Origin of the sequence: Streptomyces coeruleoprunus, from assembly GCF_039542925.1 — a bacterium.
In the GTDB taxonomy this organism is placed as follows: Bacteria; Actinomycetota; Actinomycetes; order Streptomycetales; family Streptomycetaceae; genus Streptomyces; species Streptomyces coeruleoprunus.
The window spans coordinates 733,012-755,986 of the sequence record NZ_BAABIT010000001.1; the positions used below are offsets into that span (position 1 = coordinate 733,012).

Genomic DNA, 22,975 nt, shown 5'->3' on the forward strand with positions numbered 1-22,975 from the left:
GACCGAGGGGAGCGTCCTGCCCGTGACCGCGCACAGCACCGAGCCCACGAAGAACGACGAACCGGCGAAGAACGAGGAACCGTCCGAGGAACCGGCGAAACGCCCCACCGAGGAGTTACGGTTCCGCTCCCCCACCCTCGCCGCGCTCCAGCGGCAGCCGATCACGACCCTCTCGATGGCGCGCCGTCTCCCGCAGCTGGTCCGCCGCGCGTTCACGCTCGCGTGGAAGGTGGACCGCCGGGCCGTGGTGGCGCTGCTCGTCTGCCAGGCGGCCTCGGCCTTCCTCGAAGCGTTCGGGCTGCTGGCCACCACCTCGACCATCAGCGCCCTGATCTCCTCGGGTGACATCGCCGACCGTCTGTGGCAGGCCGCGCCGTCGCTCGCCGTCCTGGCCGGCGCGGCGGGGCTGCGCGCCCTCCTCGGCATCGCCGTCACCAACATCTCCGCCCGGCTCGCCCCGCGCATCTCGCGGGAGGCGGAGATGGAGATGCTGGACGCGGCGATCCACGCCGAACTCGCCGCGTACGACAACCCCGGCTTCAACGACCGGTGGGACGCCGCCGACCGGGGCGCCGACGTCGCCCGGGACCTCGTCACCGAGTCGCAGCAGCTGATGGCCTGCGTCGCGTCCCTCATCGCCGCCGCGAGCGTCGTCACCGTCCTGCACCCGGTGCTGCTGCCGCTGCTCTTCCTCGCGGCCCTGCCGCAGGGCGTCGCCGGGATGAAGGGCGCCCGCGTCCAGTACGAGAACAGCCGCGCCGTGTCCGCCGAGCGCCGGACCCTGTCGCTGCTCCGCTGGTACATGATCGACAAGGACATCGCCGACCAGCTCCGCTCGGGCACCATGGCCGGCTTCCTCCTCGACCGCTACCGCACCATCGGCGAGCGCGTCGACCGGGCGACCGACCGGGCCGTCCACCGCAGCGCCCGCTACGCCCTGCTCGGCTCGCTGGTCGGCGGTCTCGCGGGCGGGCTCGTGTGGGCCGCGCTCCTCGCACTGCTGGCGACCGGCCACATGACCGTCGCCGCCGGCGGCACCGCCGTGTTCGCCCTGCGCACCGTCGGCACCTCCCTCCAGGGCATGGTCGGCTACGGCACCCGCCTGTTCCGCACGGGCCTGTACCTGGACGACTGGGCGGACTTCATCGAGGAGGCCGGCGGCCACCGCATGCGGCGCGGCACGCTGACCCCCGCGCCGCCCCGGACCATCCGCACGGAGGCGCTGACGTACCGCTATCCGAGCGCCGACCGCCCGGCCCTCGACGGCGTCACCTTCGAGGTGCGCCGGGGCGAGGTCGTGGCGCTGGTCGGGGAGAACGGCTCCGGCAAGACCACCCTCAGCAAACTCCTCACCGGGCTGTACCTCCCGACGAGCGGCACCGTCACCTGGGACGGCACGCCGACGGGCGACCTCGACCCGCAGGCGCTGTGGACGCAGACGGCCGTCGTCCCCCAGGACTACGCCCACTGGCCGCTCACGGCACGCGAGAACATCACCCTGGGGCAGCCCGCGCGCGACGGCGACCGCGCCGTCCTGGAGGCCGCCACCCGGTCCGGCGCCCACGAGGTCGTCGACGACCTGCGCAGCGGTCTCGACACCCTGCTGGCCAGCCAGTGGTGGGGCGGCGTGGAGCTCTCCGGCGGCCAGTGGCAGCGCATCGCCCTCGCCCGCGCCTTCCACCGCCCCGCCGGACTGCTCGTGCTCGACGAGCCGACGTCCGCGCTCGACCCCCGCGCGGAGCACCGCATCTTCACCGGGCTGCGCAAGATCGGCCAGGACCGCGCCGTCATCCTCGTCACGCACCGGCTCACCAACGTCGCCGTCGCCGACCGCATCGTCGTCATGCGCCACGGCCGCATCGTCCAGCAGGGCACCTTCGACGAACTCGCCACCGCCCCGGGCCTGTTCCGCGAACTCTGGCAGCTCCAGAACGACCGTGGACACACCCCGACGCACCACCCGGCCCCCGAACCACAGGCGTGAGCCGGCCCGACACGGTGGGCGAGGCAGTCCCGACGGCGAAGCGTGCCGGGGCCGGCCGAGGCGCACGGTGTGGGCACCGAGCGGTCACGCTCCGAGGCATCCGCGCTCCATGGCCCGATGCTTCGGCCCCCGCTGGTTCGGCTGACCGGCCGGGCCACGCGACCCCGAGGGCCGACGCGGTCGAACGCCCTGACAGGCTGGGGCACATGACTGCATCGCGCGTGGTTCGGGTGTTCACTCTGGGCGGCACGATCTCCTCGCGGGGAGTCGCGGACGCGGAACGTCTCACGGGTGCCGAGATCCTGGCGGGTACGGGGGTGCCGGGCGTCACCGTCGAGTTGAGCGACGTGCGGCGGCTGCCCAGCTCGTCGCTGTCGTTCGACGACCTGGCCGAGCTGGCCGGGCGGATCGACGAGGCGTCGGCCGACGCCTCCGGGGTCGTCGTCGTCCAGGGCACCGACACGCTGGAGGAGACGGCCTTCCTGCTGGACCTGCTGTGTGCGGCCCGTACCCCGATCGTGCTGACCGGCGCCATGCGCCGCCCCGGCACGCCCGGAGAGGACGGCCCGGCGAACCTCGCCGCCGCCCTCGCGGTGGCGGCCGACCCCGGCTGCCGGGACCTCGGCGTCCTCGTGGTGTTCGCGGACGAGATCCACTCGGCGCGGCTCGTCCGCAAGACCCACACGACGTCCGTCGCGACGTTCGCGTCCCCGGGTGCCGGGCCGCTGGGCGTCGTCGTGGAGGGCCGCCCCCGGCTGCTGCTGCGCCCGGCCCGCCGGGTCGTCGCGCGGCCGCTGCGGCTGCGTACGCCCGTACGGGTGGCCCTGGCCGAGCTGACGCTCGGCGACCGCGGCGAGCTCCTCGACGGCGTGGAGGACCGCTTCGACGGCCTGGTCGTCGCGGCGTTCGGCGCCGGGCACGCCCCGACGTGGCTGGTCGAGCGGCTCACCGCGCTGGCCGCCCGCATCCCCGTCGTCCTCGCGTCCCGCACCGGTGCGGGCCCGCTGCTCGGCCACACCTACCGGGGCCCCGGCTCCGAGTACGACCTGCTGGGCCGCGGCCTCGTACCGGCCGGCGTCCTCGACGCCCGCAAGGCGCGCCTGCTGCTGCACGCCCTCCTCGCCGACGGCGCCGACCGGTCCCGCGTGGCCGAGGTGTTCGGCGACCTGACCGGGGCCACGAGCGGCCGGTAGCCGCGGGTCACGGCGTCTGGAACGCCTCGATCACCCCGCCCGTCAGGCACACCCCGACGAGCGACAGACCGTGCTCCGTCCACGACGCCCCACAGTCGCAGACCAGTTCGAGCGACCGCCAGTCGGACGTCAACGACCAGGGTCCCTGGAGCCCGCACGCCGGGCAGGAGACGGGGGTCGCCGTCCAGACCCCCGGTTCCCGCCGGTGGCGCACGAGCCGGCCCTCGTGGCGCAGGCTCCACGGGGCGGCGCTCGGCGTACGGGGCCGCGCCTCTGGGGGAATCGGCCGCGCGATGTCCTGGAGCAGGCTCACGAGATGCGGCCGGAGCGCCTCGCCCAAGGCCGCCATGCGCCGCTCTTCCTCCATGTCGCCCGTCACCCAGGCGGACCTCCCGTAGGAGGGCGCCGCCGCGGCCGGAGGGGGGTTCGGGCTGACGTACCACGGGACCAGGCACTGCGCGATGCCCGTCAGGACCTCGGCCATCAGCGGCGTGACCGGCCGGTCCTCCACGTGATGGATCAACGTGCGAAGCCCCCGCTGCAGTCGCCGCGCCACCTGCCGCGCCTCGGTCTCCCTAGCCCGGGCGGCACCGGGAAGGGCCGCCGTGAGCCGACCGAGCACGGCCTCCGCGGCAAGCCTGTCGCCCTCGGCGGGCAGCCATTCCCCGCGCCGGAGGTGACCGCGGACGCGTGGCGCGACCCCTTCGAACAACCCGGTCTTCAACGGCACCGCTTCACCCTAACGGCCGACGCCGGTACACGTGAGAGGAGGCCCGGGATGCCCCGGGCCTCCACTGCAGGACGTCAGCGGTCAGGCGCCGGCGCCCATGCCGTTGCCGTTGCCGCCGTTGCCGTTGCCGTTGTAGTCGTCCTCGACGAGGCAGAACTCGGCGTGGCTGAGCCCGTAGTAGTCGTCGGGGTCGTTGGTCTCTTCGTTGAGCGGGGCGTGGAGGTCCTGGTCCGATCCGATGCCCTCGGGCCGGTAGTCGAACAGGTTGGCGTTCGGCCCGCCCTTGACGATGACACCGATGGCCGCGAACTCACCGTTGACGGTGAAGTCGAAGGTCTGGTTGTCCTCGCTGACGTTGGAGATGGTGATCAGCCCCGAGGGGTCAGTCCCCTCCGGCAGGTCCTCGTTCGGAGGCGCCTCGATCTTGACCGTGACGTCACAGTCGAACTCGTCGATTTCCGGGTCAATGGTGTGGATGTTGCCGAAGTTCGGGTTGTTCTCCACCTCGATCGGCTGCTCGCCGGACGCGCTGGGGCTCCCGGGATCCAGCGGCTGGGCGGAGGCCGGGGCGGCGAAGCCGACTGCCAGCGCGGAGGTCAGACCGAGGCCGAGGAGCTGCGCTCCCAGCCTCGCGCGCCTCGACGACGCCTTGGCTCGAGTGGTTACACGCATGGACGGGTTCTCCTTCAGGTCTTCGATGTTCTGGGCCTCGGCCTTCGCGGACCGCCACGCCCGCAGTCGATCTGCGGTGCGACTTTGAACGCCTGTCCGCTGCCGGGCATCCCGACCGTCGCACAAGCTGACCGGCTCCGCCCCTCACCGCTCCGCTCCCTACGCCATCCGAGGGCGAAACAACTCCGGGCAGGTGAAGTAAGGACCATCGCGACGCAAAGGCAGAAGTACGACATAAGTGAAGGTCAGTTGATATAACCAGTCATATGAGGCGTCTGAGCAGCTCCGAGGCCGCAGGACAGGCCGTCTCCGTCACGCCACGGCGAGCATCCGTACGCAGGGGCCCGACGCCCGGCTGGTACGTGCCGGCCGCGCTCCTGGCCGACTCCGTCGGGGTGGCGCTGCCCACGGGGGCGGCGCTCCTCGCGGCCGGGGAGAGCCACGTCCCGCACCAGGCGCTGGTGGTCACCGCCGTCTGGCTGCTCGTGGGCGCGGTGGCACACCGGTACGTGCCGTGGACCTGGGACGAGGGCGCCCCGCTGGGACCGGTGGTCCGGGACTGGCTGGTGCTGCTCGGCGTGCTGGCCGCACTGCGGGCCGTGTGGGGGCCGGGAGGCACTCCGTCCGCCGCGGTCCTCCTCGCCCTGACCCCTCCCCTTTTGGTCACCGCCGTGTGCCGCAAGGCGCTGCACCGCAGGCTGCGGTCCGTACGCCGGCGCGCGCAGGCGCTGCGGCGGGTGCTCGTCGTCGGGGAGGCGGCGGCGGTGGACACCGTGGTGGGGCAGCTCGCCGAGCGCACCGACCACGGGTACGTGGCCGTCGGGGTGGCCGTCGTCGGCGACGGGGACGTGCTCTCCGGCGTACCGGTCGCCGTCCGGCTCGTGGCGGACCAGCCGGGCGAGGCGACCGGTGCCGGGCTCGTGCCGGAGCAGCCGCACGTGGCCACCGGTGGCGGGCTCGGGGCGGAGCAGCCGACCGGCGCCCTCGGCAGCGACGACCGGCTCGTGACGGAGGCCGTGGAGGCCCTCGGCGTCGACCTGGTGTTCGTGGCCGCGGGCAGCCGCCTGTCCGGGGACCGGCTGCGGCGGCTCTCATGGACGCTCCACGACCGCGGCTGTCCGCTGATGGTCCTCCCGGGTGTCGTCGAGGTGGCCCGGCGCAGGGTCCGGCTCGCCTCGGCGGCCGGGCTGACACTGCTGGACGTCGCACCGCCGCCGCACCACGCCCGCGGCCTGCCGCCGCTGCTGAAGGCGGCGACGGACCGCGTCGGCGCGCTGCTCCTGCTGGCGGCGCTGGCACCGCTGTTCGTGCTGCTGGCCGTCGCGGTACGGGCGGGCTCGCCGGGGCCCGTGTTCTACCGCCAGACACGGGTGGGCCGGCACGGCAGGCCCTTCGCCATGTGGAAGTTCCGGACGATGGTCGTGGACGCGGACCGGCTGAAGGACGAACTGGCGACGGTGAACGAGCACGACGGGCACATGTTCAAGCTGCGCCAGGATCCGCGCGTCACCCCGGTCGGCCGGTTCCTGCGCCGCTCCTCGCTGGACGAGCTGCCCCAGTTGGTGAATGTGCTGCTCGGCCACATGTCGCTGGTCGGGCCGCGGCCGCCGCTCCCCGAGGAGGTCGCGCACTACGACGCGGTGGAGATGCGCAGGCTCGGCGTCCGTCCCGGGCTCACCGGGCTGTGGCAGGTGAGCGGACGGTCGGACCTGTCGTGGCACGAGACGGTCTCGCTCGACCTGCGGTACGTGGACAACTGGTCGTGGGGCTGGGACATGACGATCGTGGGCCGCACGCTCCGCGCCGTCCTGGACGGGCGCGGAGCGTACTGAAGGGCGGTCAGGCGACGACGGCCGCCCGGGCCGCGACCGCGGGCTGCTCCGTACGGAGCCACGCGGCGTACGTGGAGGCGATCCCGTCCCGCAGGGCGATCCGGGGCCGCCAGCCGAGCGCGGTCATGCGCGAGACGTCCAGCAGCTTGCGCGGGGTGCCGTCCGGCTTCGACGGGTCGAAGGCGATCCGCCCGGAGTAGCCCACGACGTCCGCGACCATCTCGGCGAGTTCACGGATCGTCAGGTCCTCGCCGCAGCCGACGTTGACCGGTACCTCGTCGTCGTAGCGGCGCAGCAGGGTCAGACACGCCTCGGCGAGGTCGTCGACGTGGAGGAATTCGCGGCGGGGCGTGCCGCTCCCCCAGAGCACGACCTCGTCGAGCCCGTCGCGCGCCGCCTCGTGGAAGCGGCGGATGAGCGCCGGCAGGACGTGCGAGGACGCGGGGTCGAAGTTGTCCCCGGGCCCGTAGAGGTTGGTCGGCATCGCGGAGACGTACGAGGCGCCGTACTGCCGCCGGTAGGACCGCACCTGCGTGATGCCCGCGATCTTGGCGAGCGCGTACGGCTCGTTGGTCGGCTCCAGCGGGCCGGTGAGCAGGGCGTCCTCCCGGATCGGCTGGGGCGCGAGCCGGGGGTAGATGCACGACGAGCCGAGGAACAGCAGGCGCCCCACCCGGGCCTCGTGCGCGGCGGAGATCACGTTGAGCTGGATCCGCAGGTTGTCCTCGAGGAACTCCACCGGGCGGGTGCTGTTGGCCATGATGCCGCCCACCTTCGCCGCGGCCAGGACGACGGCGTCCGGCCGGGCTTCCCGCAGGAAGGCGGCCGTTGCGGCCGGGTCGCGCAGGTCCAGTTCGGAACGGGTCCGGGCGAGTACGTCGTATCCGTCGGCCGTCAGGCGGCGCACCACCGCGGATCCGACGAGTCCTCGGTGGCCGGCGACGTACACCCGGGCGGGTGGGGGGAGGAGATCTTCCATGTGGCCGAGTTTGCCCGCAACACACCGATATGTAATGCACCACACCCGAAGTTCCCGGAAACTCACGTACGTGGAGAGATCGTCGCCCTCGGTGAGGGCCACTGCCGCGGAGCGCTCCCTGCGCGGGTTCTCGGGAGCCGGTTACGACAAGGGGCGCCCCCTGCTCGTCCAGGCGGCCTGGTGGGCCGTCCTCAACCTCGTCTTCGTCAAATGGTGGTTCCCGGCCCGCTGGCGCCCGGCCGTGCTGCGGGCGTTCGGCGCGCGGGTCGGGCGGCGGGTGCTGATCCGCCAGCGCGTCCGCGTCCACTGGCCGTGGCGGCTGGAGATCGGCGACGACGTGTGGATCGGCGAGGGCGCCTGGCTGCTCAACCTGGAGCCGATCACGATCGGCAGCGACGTGTGCGTCTCCCAGGAGGCGCTGCTGTGCACCGGCAGCCACCAGCGCCACAGCCCGACCTTCGAGTTCGACAACGGGCCCATCCGGCTGGAGCCGGGTTCCTGGGTCGCCGCGCGGGCCGTCGTGCTGCGCGGCGTCACCGTGGGGCGCCGCGCGGTCGTGGGCGCCTCGGCGGTCGCCCACCGCGACGTCCTGCCCGGCACGGTCGTCACGACGGGAGCCCCGGCATGAGGATCGTCCATGTGGTGACGCTCGTCAGCGACGACGGTGCGTACGGCGGCCCGACGAGCGTGGCCGTCGGCCAGCTGGAGGAGTGCGCCGCGCGCGGCCACGAGGTGACGCTCGTGTCGCTGTGGCGGGGCCGGTCGCCGGCGCCGGGCCGGGTGGGGGCGGTGCCGCTGCGCAGCCGCCCCGCGCGGGCGCTGCTTCCCGGGCGGTTCACCGGGATCATGCACCCGCTGCTCGCCCGGGACCTGTGGCGGGCGATGGGCGCGGCCGACGCGGTGCACATCCACGCGGGCCGCGACCTGGTCTCGCTCACCGCGCTCGTGGTGGCCGCGTTGCGCCGCAAACGGTTCGTGGCGCAGACGCACGGCATGGTGGAGCCCCGCCGTTCGCGGGTCGTCCGCCTCTTCGACCGGGTGTACGTGCCGCTCCTGCGCCGGGCGCGCGGCTTCCTGGTGCTCACCGAGCGCGAACGGCTCGCCCTGGCGGAGGTCGTGGGCCCGCAGGGTCCGCCGCTGCGCCCGCTGCCCAACGGGGTGCGCTCCCGTGGCGGGAGCGCGGCCGGGCCCCGGCGGGACCGCGAGGTGCTGTTCCTCGCCCGCCTGCACCCGCGCAAGCGTCCGGAGGCGTTCGTCGAAATGGCCGCGCTGGTCCACCGGAGGGTGCCCGGCGCGCGGTTCGCCCTGTACGGGGCGGACGAGGGGTCGCTGCCCGAGGTGCTGCGGCTCATCGCCGCGCACGGGCTGGAGGACGTCGTCTCCTACGGCGGGGCGCTGGCACCGGCCGAGGCGGTACGCGCCCAGGCGGAGGCCGCGGTGTACGTGCTGCCGAGCGTCGACGAGCCGTTCCCGATGACCGTGCTGCAGGCCCTGTCGGTGGGCACGCCCGTGGTGTGCACCGACAGCTGCGGCATCGCGGAGGAGCTGGCGCACCGGGGTGCGGCGGCCGTCACCGACGGCAGCCCTGCCGCCCTCGCGGACGCGGTGTGCGAGCTGCTCACCGACGAGGAGAGGCGCCACGCCCTCGTGGCGGCGGGTCACCGCGCCGTCGAGGAACGCTTTTCCATCCGCGCGGTGACGGACCGGCTGGAGGAGATCTACCGGGACCTTTCTTCTCCTGGGCTGTCCGGGGTAACTGTTCCGGTGCGTGACATTTCCCGCTGATCTTCGCCGGAAGGCTCCTTGTAGGGTTCGTCCACGTCACCGAGGAATCAACGGTGACCGAGCAACGGAGAGTTCCGCACCATGAACGAGAAATCCACTGTTGCCAGCGAGGATTCACGACCGGCCACCGATGTGGTCGTCATCGGCGGCTGCGGGCGGGTGGGCCTTCCGCTGGGAATCGCGCTCGCCTCCCGCGGAATGCTTTCGGTGACGCTCTACGACATCGACGCCGCGGCGGTCGAAACCGTCAACAGGGGCGAACTCCCGTTCTTCGAGCGGGGGGCCGCGGAGCCGCTGCGCGCCGCCGTGCGCGACGGTCTGCTGCGCGCCACGACCGACGGTTCGAGCGTCGCCACCACCGACCACCTGATCGTGGTCGTGGGGACGCCGGTGGACGAGCACCTCAACCCGGACCTGGGAGCGGTCCCCCGGGCGCTGGAGCGCTGCGCCGAGCATCTGCGCGACGGCCAGCTCATCATGCTCAGGAGCACGGTCCACCCCGGGGTGACCGCGCTGACCGAGCGGCTGCTCGAACGGCTCGGCAAGAACGTCGACGTGGCCTTCTGCCCCGAGCGCATCGCGGAGGGCGCCGCGATGAAGGAGCTGTTCGAGCTGCCCCAGCTGGTGGCCGCCCGCTCGGAGGCGGCCGGCGACCGGGCGGAGAAGTTCTTCCGCACCCTCACGGACAAGATCGTCCGCGTGGAGCCGGAGGAGGCGGAACTCGCGAAGCTCTTCGCGAACACCTGGCGGTACATCAAGTTCGCCACGGTCAACCAGTTCTGGATGATGGCGAACGACTTCGGTCTGGACTTCGAGCGCATTCGCCGCGCCATCACCTACGAATACCCGCGGGCGGCCGACATGCCGGGCGCGGGATTCGCCGCCGGACCGTGCCTCCTCAAGGACACCCTGCAATTGGCGGCGTTCACCGGGAACAACTTCGTCCTGGGCCATGCGGCCATGCTCGTCAACGAGGGGCTGCCGCTCTATCTCGTATCGCGTCTGGAGCAGCGGTTCCGCCTCCCGGAAACGCGGGTGGGCGTGCTCGGAATGGGCTTCAAGGCGGGCAGCGACGACGTGCGGGAAAGCCTTTCGTTCAAGCTGCGCAGAATTCTCATGGCCAAGGCCCGGGAAACCCTGTGCACCGACCCGTACGTCAGCGACCCGCGCTTCGTGGAGCTGGGCGAGGTCCTGGACCGTGCCGACGTCCTGGTCGTCGCGACTCCGCATCCCGAGTACCGGAGCCTGGCCACGGAGAAGCCCGTCGTCGACCTGTGGGGCATCACGGGCAGGGGCGTCCGGGCCTGACGGCACCGCACCGCACCGCTCCCCATCCACCAGCACCGCACCAGAAAGGTCTCCCGTGAAGGTTCTCGTCACCGGCGCGTCCGGTCTGATCGGCAGTTACCTCGTCAGGGAACTGCTCAGCCAGGGCCACACCGTGGTCGGGCTGGACAACTTCTCCAAGTACGGCGCCGCCCGCCGCGGCACCGTGGAGGACCCGCGCTACCGGCTGGTCGAGGGCGACGCCCGGGACGCGGACCTGCTCGCGGAGCTGCTGGCCGACTGCGACCACTTCGTGGCGGGCGCCGCCATGATCGGCGGCATCTCCTACTTCCACACGTACGCCTACGACCTGCTCGCCACCAACGAGCGGATCACGGCGGCCGCGTGCGACGCGGCGATCCGGGTCCACGGCGACGGGCCGCTGCAGAAGGTCACGTACCTCAGCTCCTCGATGGTCTACGAGAACACCGACTCGTGGCCGTCGCGCGAGGGGGACGAGCGCCGCATCCCGCCGCCGTCGTCCTCGTACGGCTTCCAGAAGCTGGCCGTCGAGTACTTCGCGCGGGCGGCCTGGGACCAGTACAAGCTGCCCTTCACGATCGTCCGGCCCTTCAACTGCGTGGACGTTGGCGAGGAGAGGACGGTCGGCCAGGGGGAGGAGCGCTCGGGCGACATCAAGATCAGCATGTCGCACGTGGTGCCGGACCTGGTGCAGAAGGTCCTGAAGGGGCAGGATCCGCTGCACATCCTCGGCAGCGGGGCGCAGGTGCGGCACTTCACGTACGGCGGGGACCTGGCGCGGGGCATCTGCTCGGCGATCTTCCATCCGGACGCGTTCAACGAGGACTTCAACCTGGCGAACGCCCGGTCCACCACCGTGCTGGAGCTGGCGGAGCTGATCTGGCGCAAGATCAAGGGGCCCGACGAGCCGTTCCGTTACACGGCCGACGAGCCGTTCGAGCACGACGTGCAGCGCCGGACCCCCGATGTCTCCAAGGCGAGGGACGTGCTGGGCTTCACGGCGACGACCACGCTGGACGAGATCCTCGACAAGATCATCCCCTGGGTGCGCCAGGCCATCGCCGAGGGCCGCCTGTGACTGCGTTCGGCCCCTCCGGCGTGTGAGGAGCGGGCGGTTCGGGGGCGCGGCCCCCGAACCGGGAAGGGGCGGAGTGGGGAAGACCCGCCGGACGAGGCCTAGGCGCGCTCCAGCGCTTCGGAGAGCATCGCGGTGATCCGCCCGAGCCCGGCCTCCGGGCTCAGTCTCTCCCGTACGTAGGCGGGGCCGCGCCGCCCCAGCGCGGCCGCCCCGCCGGGATCGCGGAGCAGCTCCCCGAGCGCGCCGTGGAGCGCCTCGGGGTCCTCCGCGCGCACCACCACGCCGGCCCCGGACCGCAGTACCTCCTGGGCCGTGCCGCCCTCCGGGGCGACCGACGCCACGACGGGCCGTCCGCTCGCGAAGTAGGACGTCAGCTTGGACGGCAGGCTCATGTCGAGGACCGACGCCCGCTGGGTGACCGCGAGGACGTCGGCAGCGGCCAGTACGTCGGGGAAGTCCGTGTCGGGCGCCGGTGGCAGGAGGTCCACGTTCGCCAGGCCGGCGGCCAGGCGTTCCACGTGCTCCCGCCGGCTGCCGTCCCCCATGAGGACGACCCGCAGGCCCGGGGTCTCCCGGGCGGCGATGCGGGCGGTGTCGACGAGCACGTCGAGGCCCTGCTTGAAGCCCATGTTCCCGGAGTGCAGCACGACGAACTCGTCGTCGCGCCAGCCGAGCCGGGCCCGTACCGCCCGGCGGTCGCCGGCCGGGGGCGGCACATGGGTCCAGTTCGGCACCACCCTGACGCGGGCCTCGGGAACGCCCATCGCGGCGACCCGGTCCACGAACGACTCGTGCACGACACCGATCAGGGCCGCCCTGCGCAGAACCCCGGCCTCCGCTCCGGCCACGAGCGAGGCGACCCGGCCTCCGCCGCTGATCCCGCTCTGGGCGGCCGCCGCTCCCATGAGGTCCTGGACGACGACGACGTGCGGCACACCGTGGCGGCGGGCGGCGCGGGCGCCGAGCACACCTCCCGCGAGGGTCGGCATCTGGCTCAGCACCAGGTGGGGGCGCCCGGACGGCGGCCGGACCGATCCATGGGCGAGGAAGCTGATCTCGTAGGCCGCCCTGAGGAGGGCGGTCTGGCGTGCGGGGACGAAGCCGCGCCGACGGTGGACCCGGACGCCGGACCGGTCCTCCACCATGCGCCAGCGGCCCCGGTAGTCGTCGTGGACCCGCCAGCCGGGGTAGTGCGGCATCCCCGCGAGGACGTCGACCTCGGCGCCGCGGGCGGCGAGGTGTTCGGCGGTCTGGGTCGAGTAGGGCGCGATTCCGGCGTGCTCGGGCGCGTAGTTGGTCGTCACCAGGAGGACGCGACGCCCCGCAAAGAAATCAGGCATTTCTCAACAATACGGTATGAATGCGGCACTTCATTACGAGAAACGCCCTGACGCCGACGCGGCCCGCCAGGCGAGTGCGCTATAACTCACCTGACAGGTTATTCCCGATTCGTTTATGTATGCCCGTTTTGAGGAGGGGTGCAGGTGCGGGGCGGTCAAGTCCGTTGCCTGGCTGCGGTATGCGGTGCGGCCGTCGTGCTCATCGCCGTACTGCCCGCCTTGATCCTGCAGGGACCCGGCGTACGCTTCGGGCCGGCACTCGCCGTGCAGTGCGTCGTCGTGGCGCATTCCGGCGTGGGCCTCACCCGGATACTCACCTCGCCCTCCGTACGGCTCGTGGGGCTCGCCTTCTGGCTCTTCGCCTACGTGTGGCTCGGGCTGGCACCGCTGGCCATGGTCGCCACCGACACCTACCCGCTCGACTACCGGACCGGCGAGGCCACCGCCTTCACCGCCAGCGTCCTCAGCGAACTCGGACTCCTCGCCTACAGCGCGGGCGCGGCGTTCGCCGCGCGGCGTGCCACGCGCGGATCCGCCGTCCTCGAACCGCTGCTCTCCCGGCGGATCGCGCCCGTGCCCGTCCTGCTGCTGTGCGGCCTGTCGCTGGTGCTGGCGGTGGCGCTGATCCCCCGACTGGGCGGACTGGACGCGTTCTTCACCAGCAGACAGGCCGTCCGGCAGTCCGGCTCCACCACCGACACGGGGCGTGTGCTGCGCGCCTGGGTCCTGGCCGTGCCCTCCTTCTGGGCCCTGCTGGCCCTCCTGCACCTCCCCCGCCGGGACGGGGGCGACCGGCTGCTGCGAGGCGTCCGCTGGATGCTGCTGCCCCTGCTCCTCACGGTCAACGTGATCGTGAACAACCCCATCAGCAAGCCGCGTTTCTGGGCGGGGACCGTCCTGCTCACCCTGCTCTTCTCGATGAGCCGGTTCACCCGTCCGCGCGCCTACCGCGTCACCGCCGCCGCCCTGACGGCCGCGGTCCTGCTCGTCTTCCCGTACAGCGACTACTTCCGCTACAACAAACGGGAGGCCGTCCAGGTGGTGTCCCTGGCCGAACAGCTCAGCACCAACATGGACTACGACGCCTACCAGCAGATGCAGACCGGCGTCGACTACGCGCGGGAGCACGGCTTCGCGCCCTCCACCGCCGCCGGACCCGCGCTCTTCATGGTGCCGCGCTCCCTGTGGCCGGGGAAGCCGGAGGACACCGGCGTCCGGCTCGCCCAGTACGCGGGCTACGACTTCCAGAACCTGTCGGCGCCCCTGTGGATCGAGAGCTACCTGTGGGGCGGCACGCCCTGTGTCGTCGCCGTCTTCTGCCTGTTCGGCGCGGCGGGGCGCCGGATGGACGACATCCGGGAGCGGCTGCGGAACGAGCGGGCCTCCCTGGCCGTCCTCCTCGTCCCGGCGTTCGCCTTCTATCAGATGGTCTTCCTGCGCGGCAGCCTCATGGCCATCGCGGGCCCGCTCCTGCTGCTCCTGACCGTTCCCCTCTTCATCACCACCCGCGCCGCCCGGCCGTCCCGGTCCCCGTCACCGGCGCTGCCGGACGCGACCGGCGGCCCCACACCCGTCCCCGGAACAGGAGGACTCCGTGAACAGCCCCACCACCTTCGATGACCGGTACGACGAACCGGACCAGCTCCGCGACCAGCTGCGCCGGCTGCTGAGGTACCGGACGACCATCGCGCTGGGCATCGCCCTGGGGTTGCTCGGCGGACTGCTCCTGACGTTCCTGCGCTCGGGGACGTACACCTCCACCGGCGAGGTCCTCGTCCGCTCGACGGTGGATCCGTTCAGCCCGTTCGGCGTGTCCGTCGACAACCAGGTCAGCATGGGCACGGAACGGCAGATCGCGCTCAGCTCCGCGGTCGCGATCCGGGCGGCGAAGGCGCTGCGCGAACCGTCGCGCGCCGACGCGCTGCTCAAGGACCTGCGCGTCGGCAACCCGCCGGACACGCAGGTCCTCAGGTTCCAGTACACGGCCGGCACCGCGAAGCGTGCGGCGAGGGTGACCAACGCCTTCGTCGACGCGTACCTCGCCGACCGCCAGGAGCGGACCGACAGCGTCGTACGGCGGATGGCGGGCGGCCTGGAGAGGCAGGTCGCCGCACTCACCAAGAGGGACAAGCCGAAGATCGACACCGCGACGAGACAGAGCCTGAGGGACCAGATCAACGTCCTGCACAAGCGGATCTCGGACATCAGGGCCCACGACACCAGCGGGGGCGACATCGTCCGCAGGGCCGAACCGCCGGCGCGGCCCGCCGGCGAGGGCCCGGTGGCGCTCCTCGGCCTGGGGCTGCTGAGCGGTGCCGCCGTCGGCGTCATGCTCGCCTGGCTGCGGTCCGCCCTCGAACCGCGGGCCCGCTCGGTCGCCGAGGTCCAGGCCGCACTGCACGCGCCGGTGCTGGGCATCATCCCGCCGCGGGTGCCCGCCCCCACGACCGGGGGCACGCGTACGGACCCCGCCACGGGTACGGGGGGCGGCGACCTGCTGGAGGTCGGACGGGTGGGCGGCAGCCGCGCGGAGGCGTACCGCACGCTCGCCTTCCGGCTCCGGCGCGGCGAGGGCCTGACGGCCGGCAGCACGCTGCTGGTCGTGGCGCCGAAGCAGGACCGCAACGCCGAGGCGGCCGCGGTGAACCTGGCCGCCGCGTTCGCCGAGTCCGGTGACGACGTGCTGCTGGTGGACGCGGCCGGCGCGCCCGGCCTCGCGGGACGCCTCCCGCTGGAGCCGGCGGATCCCGCCGACTCCGTGGACGTGCCGGGCCCCGCCGAGTACGTGGACGACCTCCGCGCCGCGACCCCCGTCGCCGCGGGCGACTCCACCGCTGCGGCCGATCCCGCCGCCAGGGGCGACTCCGCCCCGGCGGTCGAACGGCCCGAGGGCCGCGTCGTCGTCGACGCGGGCACGGCCGGCCGCTTCGCGCTCTACCCGGACCGGCGCGACGCCACGACGGACGAGGTCCCGACGTCCCCGTCGGTCACCCGCGTGCTCCTGTGCGCCGACGGCGGGACGACCGTCTTCGTCGTCACCCGGCCGCTCCTCGAACACTCCGACGGCCTGGCCGTGGCCCAGCGCGTGGACGGGGTCCTGGTCGTGGGCGACACGGACCGCACCCGGCGCGACGACCTCAAGCGGATCCGCGAACTGGTCGGCCTCTCCGGCGGACGCCTCGTGGGCGCCGTGCTCGACACGGGCACCCGGCGAAGCCGCCTGCGCGACGCCCTGGAGAGCCTGCGCCGCCCGATGGGCCGGGGTGCGGCGGCCCAGGAGGAAACGGTGCCGGAGGACGTACGGCAGCCCGAGGCGGAGGCGACGGACGGGACGCCCGCCGACGACGCCGTACGGGACGCGGGCGTCGAGGCCGAGGCCGACGAGGGCCTGCGGGAGCAGCCGCAGGACACCACGGCGGAGAACGAGAAAGGCGAGAAGAGCGAGACGGACGGGACCGGCGAGACCGACGAGGGCACCGGGAACGCCGAGAACGCCGAAAAGAGCGACAAGTCCGAGAAGAAGAACGTCAGGGGCGCGAGCGGCCCGAGGGGCCGGAAGGACCCTAAGGACGCCGCGAAGGGCCCGAAGGACGCACAGGACTCTTCCGGCGCGCAGGAGCCGTCCGGCGCGCCGGACCCGAAGGACGCCAAGGCCCCGAAGGCCGACACCGCCAAGGAGGAGGAAGCGGCGCCGGACGGAGTGGCCCCGCAGCAGGGCTCGTCCGCGCCGGACGAGACGCTGACCGCCTCCTCCCAGGGATGAGCGCCTCCGGAACGGCCGTTCCCGCGGCCGACGGGACGGCCGCCCGGAGCGGGATCACCGCCACCGCCCGTGGCGGCTGGTGGGGTCTCCTCGGTTCGGTGACCAACGTCCTCTTCGGCTACCTGTTCGTCACCCTGGTCACCCGCGCCCTGGGGGCCCACGGCTCGGGAGCGGTGTTCACGGGTGTCGCCGTCTTCACCATCCTGAGCAACACCTGCAAGCTCGGCGCCGATACGGGCCTGGTGCGCTTCGTGTCCCGCGACCTCGCCCTCAGCGGCGGGCGCGAGGTGGGTCCCCTCCTGCGCACCGCCGTCGTTCCGGGGGCCGCGGCGAGCACCGCCGCCGCGGCCCTGCTGTTCCTGTCCCCCGCGGCGGCCACCACGCTCCTGCCGACGCTGGCCCCGGACGACGCCGTCCTGCTGATCCGGCTCTTCGCGGTCTTCCTCCCCCTGGCCACGGTCACCCTGGTGCTGCTGGGGGCGACCCAGGGGTGCGGCACGGTCGTCCCGTTCGTCGGCGTGGAGCAGATCGGCAAGCCGGTCCTGCGGGTGCTCATCGCCGTGCCGCTCGTGTTGATCGCGCCGGGGGTGCCGGGTCTGGCCGCCGCCTGGCTGGTGCCCGCCCTGGCGGGTGCCGTCGTCGCCTGGCTCGCGTGGCGCCGGTGCCGTCCAGGACCGGAGGCCGTGACCGCGCCGGGAGCGGCCGCCGCGGCGGCCCGCGGATTCTGGGCGTTCTCCGCACCGCGTGCCATCTCCTCGGTCTTCGACATCAGCGCGGTCTGGGTGGGCGTCATCCTGCTGTCGTCCCTCGGGACGAGCGAGGAGGCGGGCATCTACACGGCGGTCAGCCGGGTCATCATCGCGGCGACCCTGCTCCAGCTCGCCGTACGGCTGGCCTTCGCGCCGGAGATCAGCCGCCTTCTCGCCGTCGGGGAGCGGGAGGAGGCCGCACACCTGCATCGCGTCTCGACGTGCTGGATCGTGGTGTTCTCCTGGCCCCTGCTGGTGTTCCTCGCGAGTTTCCCCGGCACCGTCCTCTCCCTGTTCGGGCCGGAGTTCGCGCGAGGGGCGGACGCGCTGGTGCTGCTGTGCGTCGCCTCGGCCGTCAACATCGGTGTGGGCAACGCCCAGACGGTGCTGCTCATGGCCGGCAAGAGCTCCTGGCACCTCGCCCTGACGGGCATCGCCTTCGCGGTGCAGCTGACCGTCGGCGTGCTCGCCGTGCCGCGCTGGGGCGTCATGGGGGCCGCCCTGTCCTGGGGAGCGGCGATCGTGGTCGAGAACCTCGCGGCGGCCCTCCTCGTACGGCGCCATCCGGGCTTCACGACCGTCAGCCGCGGATACCTCGCCGCGACGGCCGCCGGCCTCGGTCTGACGGCGTGTCTGGTCGTTCCCGCACGGCTGCTGGCCGGCGACACGGTGACCGGACTCGCCCTCGGAATCGCCGTGGGACTGTTGGCTCTCGGTATAAGTTTGTGCCGATTTCATACGACGCTGGGCGTGCACGAGCTCGTCGGCGTGCTGCGGAGACGCACCTCCGCCTGAGGCCTCGTGACGCGAGGCCGCCTGACCTCCCCGCTCCCCTCTCCCCTCTCCCCTCTCCCTTTTCCGCGTACAACTTCCGCCCGGGATGCCCCATGCGCCACAGAAACCGTAGGACGAGGTTCGTCACCACCGCTTCCGCCCTGGCTCTCCTCAGCGCCGCCGCCCTCGCCTCCGCCTCCGTCTCGGCGGCGGAGGGCGAGGACACCCTGACCGCCGATCCGCTGGCGACCTGGCAGACGGACGGCGTCGTGTGGTCGCTCGCGTACGCACACGGTGTGATCTACGCAGGCGGCTCGTTCGACAAGGTCCGCCCGCCGGGCGCCAAGGAGGGTGAGAAGGAGGTCGCACGCAAGAACTTCGCCGCGTTCGACGCCGTGACCGGGAAGTTGCTGCCGTGCACCCATACCTTCTCGGGCGCCGGCGACACCGTACGGGCGCTCGAGGCGTCCCCCGACGGCAAGGTGCTGTACATCGGCGGCCACTTCAGCGAGGTGGACGGCCAGGGGGCCGCCAGCGCGGTCGCGCTCGACACGGCCGGCTGCACCCTGCGCAAGGACTTCCGGCCGACGGTGTCGTCCTACGTCCGGGCCATCGAGACCGCGGGCAACACGGTGTACCTGGGCGGCGACTTCTCCACCGTCGAAGGACAGATCCGCAAGCGCATCGCGGCGCTCTCCCCCGACGGCAAGGTCCTGCCGTTCACGGCGGACCTCGACAGGCCGGTCCGTGCCATCACGGCGGCGACCGACCACGGCAAGGTCATCGTCGGCGGCGACTTCGACGAGGTCAACGGCGAGGAGGTGCACGCCCTGGTCGCCCTCCACCCCTCGACCGGCGCCACGGTCTCCACGTACCACCGCTGGCTGCCGACGTACTCGTCGGTGAAGTCGCTGGCGCGCGACAAGACGAACTTCTACCTGGGAGCGGAGGGCCGGGGCACGGGTGTCTTCGACGGGCGCATCGCCGGCCGCCTGGCCGACGACGAACTGGTGTGGAAGGACGACTGCCTGGGCGCCACCCAGGCGGTCGTCCCGTACAAGGGCGTCCTGTACAGCGGGTCGCACGCCCACAACTGCGGCCGGACGCCCGGCGGCTTCGGGGAGCACAAGCGGCAACAGCACTTCCTCGCCAACTCGATCGCCGACGAGACCCTCCTGCACTGGTTCCCCGACACGAACGGCGGGCTCGACGAGAGCCTCGGCCCCCGGACGATGGTGATGGCCGGCGACATCCTGTGGGCCGGCGGCGAGTTCACCACCGTCAACGACCAGCCGCAGCAGAGCCTCACCCGCTTCGCCGCCGGGCCCGACACCGGAGCCCCGGAGGCGCCCCCGCGGGTCGCCGCCGAGCCGGGCACCGGCCGGGTCACGCTCACCTGGCAGGCGGCGTGGGACCGGGACGACGCGACGCTGACGTACCTGATCTACCGCGACGGCGTCCTCGTGGCCTCGCCGACGCAGCGCTCCACGTGGTGGGACCGGCCGGACATGTCCTACCTGGACACCGTCGCCCCCGGTTCCCGGCACGTGTACACGATCGCCGTGTCCGACGGCGAGAACGTCTCCCCGCGGTCGGCGCCGCTCAGCGTGAGCGCGGTCGCCGCCGCGGGACCGTCAGGAGAATGATGACGAACCTACGCCTGGGGTACGCGCCCGGGGCCTTCGACCTCTTCCACGTGGGCCACCTCAACATCCTGAGAAGGGCTCGCGAGCACTGCGACCGCCTGATCGCCGGCGTCTGCTCCGACGATCTCGTGGCGCACCTGAAGGGCAGACCTCCCGTCGTACCGCTCTCCGAGCGGCTGGAGATCGTGCGCAGCGTGCGGTACGTCGACGACACGTACGTCGCCACGGTCGACGACAAGATCGAGATCTGGAAGGACATCCGCTTCGACGTCATCTTCAAGGGCGACGACTGGCTCAACACCGAGGTGTGGCGGACCCTGGAGGCCGAGTTCGCGAAGCTCGGCGTGGAGGTCGTCTACTTCCCGTACACCGTGCACACGTCGAGCACGCTGCTGCGCACCGCCCTGGACCTGCTGGCGCCGCGCCGGCTGTCGGAACCGCGTTCAGGAGAGCTCGCGGAACCACTTCACCAGGAAGACGGCCATGAAGACGATGTGCGCCGCGAGAAGCGCGCAGTACACGACGAGGAAGAGGTCCTCACTCCCCAGGAATAGGAAGCTGAGGCAGACCGTGCCGTAGTCGACGGGCAGGAGGAGCACGGACCGGAGCGACGAGGGCGGCGCCGACGGCGCCGCCCTTCCCGTCTGCCACTTCAGTTTCTCGGTCAGGAGACCGGCGAAGAGAATGACGACCGCGGCGAGCTGGAAGACCAGCGGAACGAGGAGGAACGCCTCGCCGGGCAGGTCGAAGAAGCGGTAGAACGACACCAGCACCGCCGTGTGGAGGCCGACGACCTTGACGACGTCCATCACGTGGTCGAGCCACTCGCCGGAGGCGCTCGCCTCCCCGCGCCCCCGCGCCAGCTGTCCGTCCGCCGAGTCGAGGGCGAAGCCGAGCGCCAGGGCGGCGAAGACGAGGAGCGCCATCACGGGCCCGGGCGGCACCACCGCCACGGCGGCCAGCGCCGGAAAGGTGCAGAGCGCGCCCAGCAGCGTCACCTGGTTCGGCGTCACGCCGTTCCGGTACGCGACCGCCGCGAGCGCGCGGCCCGCCGGGCGGTTCACGAACCGCGTGTACACGGAGACGCCCTTCGCGGGCTTCTGGGCCGTCGACAGGTTTCTGAACACCTCGGGAAAGTCCGGCATTCATCCTCATAACTGACAAACGGTCTGAATGGCACCAAATTATGACAGACACCATTGTTCCCGTACGGACTGGTCGGTTCTGTCTGCGTGGCGCACGTGTCTCCGGCGACCGTGCGTGACCGGCCTCATGGCGCCGGGGGCGGCCGCGTGCATACTGGCCCGGTCGGGCACGGTGTGCGGGGACGTGGGCAGGACGGCGGGCGTCGCCGCGGGGAGGACTTCATGGCAGGCGGGACGATCCCGGCGACGGACGAGGACGCTCTGGCCTCCCTCGACCTCTTCGGCGACGGGTTCGTCGCCGATCCGTACCCGGCCTTCGCCGCCCTGCAGCGTTCCGCGCCGGTGCACCAGGACCGGGCGACCGGCCTGTGGCTGGTCAGCAGGTACGAGGACGTCGAACGGATCCTGCTCGACCCGGCCGGCTTCCTGCCGGACAACGCCCAGCACGCCGTCACCCGCCTGCCCGTCCCGGCACTGCGGATCCTCGCCCGGGCCGGCTTCACCCTGCCGCCGGCCCTCGCCAACAACGGCGGGCCGACCCACACCGGTCTGCGCCGTCTCGTCACACGGTTCTTCAGCGCGGACCGGGTGACCGGTGCCGTCCCGCTCATCGAGCGGACGGCGCGTGAGCTGCTCACCGGCGCCGACGACGAGCTGACCGCGACCGGCACGTACGACCTCGCCCGCGACTTCGCCCGGCTGCTGCCCTGCCGGGTGATGATGCGGCTGCTGGGCGTCGAGGAGATCCCGGCGGACACCCTGGTGCGGTGGAGCGACGCGTCACTGGAGCTGTTCTACGGAAGGCCCTCGCCCGAGCGTCAGGCGGAGCTGGCCGCGCTGGTCGGGGAATTCCACCAGCGGCTCACCCGGCAGGTCGCGGACGGCGCCGGCGGCCTCATCGGCGCCCTGCGCGAACACCGGCTGCCGGACGGCTCGGCGCTCGACGTGCCGACGGCCGTGGCGGTCTGCTTCTTCGTCCTCATCGCCGGGCAGTCGACCACGGGCCAGCTCATCTCCAACGTCCTGCGCACCACCTGCGACGACCCCTCGGCGTGGGAACGGGCGGCACACGACGCCGACTTCGCGCGCGACTGGGTGGACGAGGTCCTGCGCCGCGAACCGCCCGTCACCACGTGGCGCCGTGTGGCGGCACGGGACACGACGCTGTCCGGCGTCACCGTGCCGGCGGGGGCCGATCTGCTGCTGATGCTGATGGGGACCGGCTCCGACCCGTCCGTCTTCCCCGAGCCGGAGCGGCTGTGCCCGCACCGCGAGAACACCCGCCGCCACCTGTCCTTCGGCGCCGGACGCCACCGCTGCCCCGGAGCCCTCCTGGCCCGCACCGAAGCGGCGATCGCCCTCGGCACGGCCGCCCGGCTCCTCCCGGGCGTACGCCTCGTCGACGACGCGGACCCCGACATGCTGGGCCTGCTGTCCTTCCGGGCACCACGACGCGTCCTGGTGGAACGACGCACCCGCGCCTGAGGTGCCGGGGCCGCTGGACGCGCGCGGGGTCGTCGTGTGGATGATGCGGTCATGAACGCACGGAACCACCGGATACCCGACCGCAGCCGCTCCCTCCGCAGGGCGGGCCTGGCGGGTGCGCTGCTGTTCGCCGTCCTGGCCGGGCTGCTCTGGTCGGCGGCCGGTGTCCTGGGCGCCAGGCAGTGCCTCGACAACGGCCACGGCCTCGGCGTCGAGGGCGGCGGCATGTCCCTCACCGAGCGCGGCTGCGAGATCACGGTCCCGACCACGGCAGGGCGGGTCACCGGCCTGGTGACCACCCTCAGCGAGCCGGTCGCGGGCGCGGCGCTCGTCGCGGGACTGGCCGGTGCCGTGCCCCCGTGCGTCTGCCTCTGGCTGGTGACGCGGCGCCGGCGCTGATCGGCCCGTTCCAGCCGAAGTCCGCAGGTCCTGGCCGTTTTCGGGCCATCTGGAGGGTTCCGGCAAAGGCCCCGCCCGGCGCGGCGCCGATACTGGGGAGACCCGTAGGACAG

Annotated in this window: 18 protein-coding genes and 1 pseudogene; 14 read left to right on the top strand and 5 right to left on the bottom strand. The window is 72.7% G+C overall.

Features of this window, described 5'->3' with window-relative positions; translation table 11 throughout:
• Positions 1 to 22: 22 nt before the first annotated feature.
• Positions 23 to 1,984, top strand: coding sequence for an ABC transporter ATP-binding protein (locus ABEB09_RS03435; protein WP_345686955.1), 1,962 nt, complete (start codon positions 23 to 25; stop codon positions 1,982 to 1,984).
• A 206-nt stretch (positions 1,985 to 2,190) separates the two neighbouring features.
• Positions 2,191 to 3,177: an asparaginase gene (locus ABEB09_RS03440; RefSeq protein ID WP_345686957.1), complete on the top strand. Its 987-nt coding sequence runs from the start codon at positions 2,191 to 2,193 to the stop codon at positions 3,175 to 3,177.
• A 7-nt stretch (positions 3,178 to 3,184) separates the two neighbouring features.
• Here ABEB09_RS03440 and ABEB09_RS03445 read toward each other — a convergent pair whose 3' ends face one another.
• A complete protein-coding gene (locus ABEB09_RS03445) occupies positions 3,185 to 3,688 on the bottom strand; it encodes a hypothetical protein (protein WP_345686959.1) in 504 nt (167 codons plus the stop codon).
• Positions 3,689 to 3,988: 300 nt separating this feature from the next.
• Positions 3,989 to 4,579 (bottom strand): hypothetical protein, encoded by a 591-nt coding sequence (locus ABEB09_RS03450; RefSeq protein WP_345686961.1) that lies wholly within the window; start codon positions 4,577 to 4,579, stop codon positions 3,989 to 3,991.
• Between the two features lie 266 nt (positions 4,580 to 4,845).
• Between ABEB09_RS03450 and ABEB09_RS03455 the strand changes: the two genes are divergently transcribed.
• Complete coding sequence (locus tag ABEB09_RS03455) at positions 4,846 to 6,411, top strand: exopolysaccharide biosynthesis polyprenyl glycosylphosphotransferase (protein WP_345686963.1); 1,566 nt, start codon at positions 4,846 to 4,848, stop codon at positions 6,409 to 6,411.
• Between the two features lie 7 nt (positions 6,412 to 6,418).
• Here the strand turns inward: ABEB09_RS03455 and ABEB09_RS03460 are convergent, their stop codons facing one another.
• The gene (locus ABEB09_RS03460; protein WP_345686965.1) at positions 6,419 to 7,390 is read right to left on the bottom strand and encodes a GDP-L-fucose synthase family protein; all 972 of its coding nucleotides are present in this window, start codon (positions 7,388 to 7,390) and stop codon (positions 6,419 to 6,421) included.
• 91 nt (positions 7,391 to 7,481) lie between these two features.
• On the opposite strand from ABEB09_RS03460, the gene ABEB09_RS03465 reads away from it, so the two are divergent.
• The 4 genes from ABEB09_RS03465 to ABEB09_RS03480 all read left to right on the top strand — a co-directional run bounded on the left by ABEB09_RS03465 (position 7,482) and on the right by ABEB09_RS03480 (position 11,561).
• Positions 7,482 to 8,018 (top strand): LbetaH domain-containing protein, encoded by a 537-nt coding sequence (locus ABEB09_RS03465; RefSeq protein WP_345686967.1) that lies wholly within the window; start codon positions 7,482 to 7,484, stop codon positions 8,016 to 8,018.
• Complete coding sequence (locus tag ABEB09_RS03470; RefSeq protein WP_345686969.1) at positions 8,015 to 9,175, top strand: glycosyltransferase; 1,161 nt, start codon at positions 8,015 to 8,017, stop codon at positions 9,173 to 9,175. Before ABEB09_RS03465 ends, ABEB09_RS03470 begins: the two co-directional genes overlap by 4 nt.
• An 81-nt stretch (positions 9,176 to 9,256) precedes the next feature.
• Positions 9,257 to 10,483, top strand: a complete 1,227-nt coding sequence (locus tag ABEB09_RS03475; RefSeq protein WP_345686971.1) for a nucleotide sugar dehydrogenase — start codon at positions 9,257 to 9,259, stop codon at positions 10,481 to 10,483.
• A gap of 55 nt (positions 10,484 to 10,538) precedes the next feature.
• Positions 10,539 to 11,561 carry an NAD-dependent epimerase/dehydratase family protein gene (locus tag ABEB09_RS03480; RefSeq protein WP_345686973.1) on the top strand — a complete coding sequence of 341 codons (1,023 nt, stop codon included), beginning with the start codon at positions 10,539 to 10,541 and terminating at the stop codon, positions 11,559 to 11,561.
• 98 nt (positions 11,562 to 11,659) lie between these two features.
• On the opposite strand, the gene ABEB09_RS03485 is transcribed toward ABEB09_RS03480, so the two are convergent.
• A complete protein-coding gene (locus tag ABEB09_RS03485; protein WP_345686975.1) occupies positions 11,660 to 12,901 on the bottom strand; it encodes a glycosyltransferase family 4 protein in 1,242 nt (413 codons plus the stop codon).
• Positions 12,902 to 13,096: 195 nt separating this feature from the next.
• Here ABEB09_RS03485 and ABEB09_RS03490 point away from each other — a divergent pair, with 195 nt between their 5' ends.
• From ABEB09_RS03490 to ABEB09_RS03510, 5 genes and pseudogenes are all read left to right on the top strand, one after another.
• Complete coding sequence (locus ABEB09_RS03490) at positions 13,097 to 14,521, top strand: hypothetical protein (protein ID WP_345686977.1); 1,425 nt, start codon at positions 13,097 to 13,099, stop codon at positions 14,519 to 14,521.
• Positions 14,496 to 16,664 carry a hypothetical protein gene (locus ABEB09_RS03495; protein WP_345686979.1) on the top strand — a complete coding sequence of 723 codons (2,169 nt, stop codon included), beginning with the start codon at positions 14,496 to 14,498 and terminating at the stop codon, positions 16,662 to 16,664. The genes ABEB09_RS03490 and ABEB09_RS03495 overlap by 26 nt, the downstream gene beginning before the upstream one ends.
• Entirely contained in the window at positions 16,661 to 18,208 is a 1,548-nt protein-coding gene (locus ABEB09_RS03500; RefSeq protein WP_345686981.1) for an oligosaccharide flippase family protein, read from the top strand. Before ABEB09_RS03495 ends, ABEB09_RS03500 begins: the two co-directional genes overlap by 4 nt.
• A gap of 92 nt (positions 18,209 to 18,300) precedes the next feature.
• Positions 18,301 to 19,833 carry a fibronectin type III domain-containing protein gene (locus ABEB09_RS03505; protein ID WP_345686983.1) on the top strand — a complete coding sequence of 511 codons (1,533 nt, stop codon included), beginning with the start codon at positions 18,301 to 18,303 and terminating at the stop codon, positions 19,831 to 19,833.
• Positions 19,833 to 20,273 (top strand): annotated as a pseudogene (locus ABEB09_RS03510) (FAD synthase family protein); the annotation flags it as partial. The gene ABEB09_RS03505 and the pseudogene ABEB09_RS03510, both read left to right, overlap by 1 nt.
• Positions 20,274 to 20,276: 3 nt before the next feature.
• Here ABEB09_RS03510 and ABEB09_RS03515 read toward each other — a convergent pair.
• Positions 20,277 to 20,978: a CDP-alcohol phosphatidyltransferase family protein gene (locus ABEB09_RS03515; RefSeq protein ID WP_345686985.1), complete on the bottom strand. Its 702-nt coding sequence runs from the start codon at positions 20,976 to 20,978 to the stop codon at positions 20,277 to 20,279.
• Between the two features lie 222 nt (positions 20,979 to 21,200).
• Between ABEB09_RS03515 and ABEB09_RS03520 the strand changes: the two genes are divergently transcribed.
• Positions 21,201 to 22,463 carry a cytochrome P450 gene (locus ABEB09_RS03520; RefSeq protein ID WP_345686987.1) on the top strand — a complete coding sequence of 421 codons (1,263 nt, stop codon included), beginning with the start codon at positions 21,201 to 21,203 and terminating at the stop codon, positions 22,461 to 22,463.
• A gap of 51 nt (positions 22,464 to 22,514) precedes the next feature.
• Positions 22,515 to 22,862 (top strand): hypothetical protein, encoded by a 348-nt coding sequence (locus ABEB09_RS03525; protein ID WP_345686989.1) that lies wholly within the window; start codon positions 22,515 to 22,517, stop codon positions 22,860 to 22,862.
• The last annotated feature ends 113 nt before the right edge of the window (positions 22,863 to 22,975 follow it).